Origin of the sequence: Paenibacillus woosongensis, from assembly GCF_009725165.1 — a bacterium.
Classification (GTDB): domain Bacteria; phylum Bacillota; class Bacilli; order Paenibacillales; family Paenibacillaceae; genus Fontibacillus; species Fontibacillus woosongensis.
This window is the reverse complement of record NZ_WNZW01000048.1, coordinates 1-451: the sequence shown is the minus strand read 5'-3', so window position 1 is coordinate 451 and position 451 is coordinate 1. Positions and strand designations below refer to the sequence as shown.

Sequence of the window (451 nt, the reverse complement as noted above, 5' to 3'; positions counted from 1 at the left end):
AAAGAGGGGGAGAAAGGGAGGCACGTCCTTACCTGGGGGTCGGGGTGGTGCTCCAGTAGAGTAAGAACAAGCGACTGCAGCATTTGGGCAGGAACTCTCTCCCCGGGCTGAAAGATATCGTCGCTGAGCGCTACGGTGGGGGGGCGGGCGGGGGGTAGGGCAAGGAGGGGGGGGCGAGTAGGGGCGGTTAGGGCAAGATAAGAGGGGGAGAAGGGGGAAGGAAAGAGGGAGGGGGCAGTATCAATGCCAGCAACCCCGAAGACATGTCCCAACGCGGTTGCCGAGGAGTAAGGGGAAGAAGAGAGGGAAGTAGAGGAAGAAAGGAGGGGGGAAGGAGGGGAAGAAGAAGAAGAAAGAGGAGGAAGGGGAGAAAGGGAAAAAAAAGAAGGGGAGAGAGGGGAGGAAGGAGGGGGGAAGAGAGGAGAAATAAATATGTTGAAAAAGGAGGATG

The 451-nt window shown here is 57.6% G+C and carries 1 protein-coding gene; it reads left to right on the top strand.

Features of this window, described 5'->3' with window-relative positions; genetic code table 11:
- Positions 1–263 precede the first annotated feature (263 nt).
- On the top strand, positions 264–451 hold a 188-nt coding region (locus tag GNP95_RS25920), incomplete at its 3' end, for a hypothetical protein (protein ID WP_196427328.1).